This is a genomic window from Spiroplasma sp. ald (assembly GCF_044714355.1).
Taxonomy (GTDB): domain Bacteria; phylum Bacillota_I; class Bacilli_A; order Mycoplasmatales; family Mycoplasmataceae; genus Spiroplasma; species Spiroplasma phoeniceum.
Map to the genome: position 1 here is coordinate 1 of NZ_RXFY01000136.1, position 2343 is coordinate 2343.

The following is a 2343-nucleotide window of genomic DNA, read 5'->3' on the forward strand; positions in this document are numbered from 1 at the left end:
CATCAAACGACAATAAATATTGAGATGGTCACTTTATAAATAAATTTGCGATAGATATTACTTCTTAGAAGTGGCGGCGGTTTTAATAAACCACAAAGCCAGCATTAGGCTCTTCAAGGTGCGAGTAGATTTATTTTAAAAACTGAACGTTTTGACCTGAAATGGTGCGGGTGAAGAGAGAGAAAACTCTCTGGCTCCAAAAAGAAAAAACAACTGTCTATTATTAAACAAACAACATACCGCCACCGCTCACCTTCAAAGTGAAGCGGATGGCGTAGTAAATAAATAGATAAATATTTAATTATATAACTAACTCTCGCTTTGGCACTTTCACTTGGAAGTGAGTGCCAGCGAGTTAAAACTAGGAGGATAAATAATGACATATAAATTAAAAGATTGAATTGATATTTATAATAAAAATTTAAATATTGAAGTTTGAAGTTGTCAAAGTATTATTTTTAAAGGAAGAATAAAAGATTTTAAAAATTATGAAATTTTTAAAGACTGTAAAATTATTGAACAATCAGTAAATAGTGATTTTCATTATTTTTACATAAATATATCAAATTTGGTAAAGCAATAATTTAGGAGGTTTATATGAAAAAGAAAATTTGTCTTAAAAAAAGATATTGAGGTTATTGTTTTCATAAAGAATGTAATCAAGAAAATAAATTACAAGAATTAATGCGTAAAAGTTATTCAGTATCATTTGAAGATATGACTGATGAACATTGAGCATTAGGGAAACAAAATTAGGAGGAATTAAATTATGGATAAAAGATACTTATTAGTAACAAAAAATAATTATGGAATAAATACTACATATTTTTATACATTAGAAGAAGCAAAAGCATATTCTAAAAATTTAAAGTATAGCGAAACAACCATTATTGATTTAGAAAATGAAAATATTAAATGACAAGGATGTGAATAATAATGATGAATTTAAAAGAATTATTAAATGAATTATTTGATAATTATCCAGAAGCGGCACAAGATTATAGTTTAGATATTTGAGATAGATATTACCTTGAATTTGAAAGAAAACGATTAACAGATGAAGAATTTGAAAACTTAAAACAAGTTTATTTTAGTAAACCAAAAAATAGTTTTATTGAAATGGAGGATAAATAATGAATATAAAAAATGCTTGATTAACATTTATTAGTGTAAATTGGAATAAATATTAAAGATAAAAAATATAAATGCTATTGAAAAGATAATTCTATTGACATATTAACATTATCAGAATTATATTTTAATTTTTTAAATACAAGTGAACTAAATAATTTATTAAGAATTAAGGAAATTAAGGAGGGTAAATAATGACAAATTTAATTAAAAATATTACTTATCCGTTTTATTTAAAAGAAAATGATTTTAAAGAAGAACATAATAAAGCATTTGTAATTAAAAAATGACTTGATGAAAATGGACAAGAATTAGCAGAATACATTTTAAGACATCAAAATCATTATGCATTAAATGGTTATAAAGATGTTTTATTAAAAGATTTTCCAAGTGCTATTACTAAAAATAATCTTGTTTTTAAACCAATTAAAGAACTTATTAAAAATTTAAAAGATGAGCATAATAAAAATGGAAAAAATATTCTTATTTTAGAAAAATATTTTAATGGCCATCAAGAAGAAATTAATAATAATATTACGCAAGCCCGTAAACAAAAACAAAATGAATTATTTAAAGAACAAGAATTAAAAAAACAAGAATTAATTGAAAAAGCAAATAATTTAACTGTTGATATGGGTTTAGATATAGACCAAATTCAAGATGAACAAGTTAGGGTTATGGAAAAAGTTGCTGAAATTGATAAAGCATTAGAACCAAAAGAATTAAAAAAAGTTGGTATTAATATTATTAAAGATAAATTATTGGTAAAAGATATTGAAGTAATTGGAATTGATGATGATTTTGTAGAAAATGCTAATCAATATGAATTAATACAACTAATTAAATATTTAATTGTTGATGAAAAGTTAGTTAAAAACACAATTAAAGCACAATGAGATACAAATACAGAAAATAAAGTAATTGGTATTAAAGGTATTAAATTCAAAATAAATAAAGGAGACAAATAATATGGCAAATGAACTAAAACAATATATTAAAGGTGCAATTGTTAAATATGAATTAAAAGTTAATGAAAAATATTTAAAAGAAAATATTTTAGCACTTGAAGAATTGAAAATGAAAAATGGACAAAGTTATATGTCATTAGTTTCTAATGCTGATAATGCTAAAATTACAGCTTTAGGAATTATTAATTTAAGTAATAAAGGTTTAATATTTGGAAAAGATTTTAATATTATTCCATTTAAAAAT

At 22.8% G+C, this 2343-nt stretch carries 6 protein-coding genes; all 6 read left to right on the top strand.

What is annotated here, in order from left to right; all coding sequences use genetic code 4:
- The first annotated feature begins 376 nt into the window (after window positions 1-376).
- A complete protein-coding gene (locus EHU54_RS05545) occupies window positions 377-583 on the top strand; it encodes a hypothetical protein (protein ID WP_400249389.1) in 207 nt (68 codons plus the stop codon).
- A 14-nt stretch (window positions 584-597) separates the two neighbouring features.
- On the top strand, window positions 598-756 hold the full coding sequence (locus tag EHU54_RS05550) for a hypothetical protein (protein ID WP_400249391.1): 159 nt from the start codon (window positions 598-600) through the stop codon (window positions 754-756).
- 13 nt (window positions 757-769) lie between these two features.
- Window positions 770-934, top strand: coding sequence for a hypothetical protein (locus EHU54_RS05555; protein ID WP_400249392.1), 165 nt, complete (start codon window positions 770-772; stop codon window positions 932-934).
- Window positions 935-936: 2 nt separating this feature from the next.
- A complete protein-coding gene (locus EHU54_RS05560; protein WP_400249394.1) occupies window positions 937-1134 on the top strand; it encodes a hypothetical protein in 198 nt (65 codons plus the stop codon).
- Window positions 1135-1325: 191 nt separating this feature from the next.
- Window positions 1326-2099, top strand: a complete 774-nt coding sequence (locus tag EHU54_RS05565; protein ID WP_400249396.1) for a hypothetical protein — start codon at window positions 1326-1328, stop codon at window positions 2097-2099.
- Between the two features lies 1 nt (window position 2100).
- On the top strand, window positions 2101-2343 hold a 243-nt coding region (locus EHU54_RS05570; RefSeq protein ID WP_400249398.1), incomplete at its 3' end, for a hypothetical protein.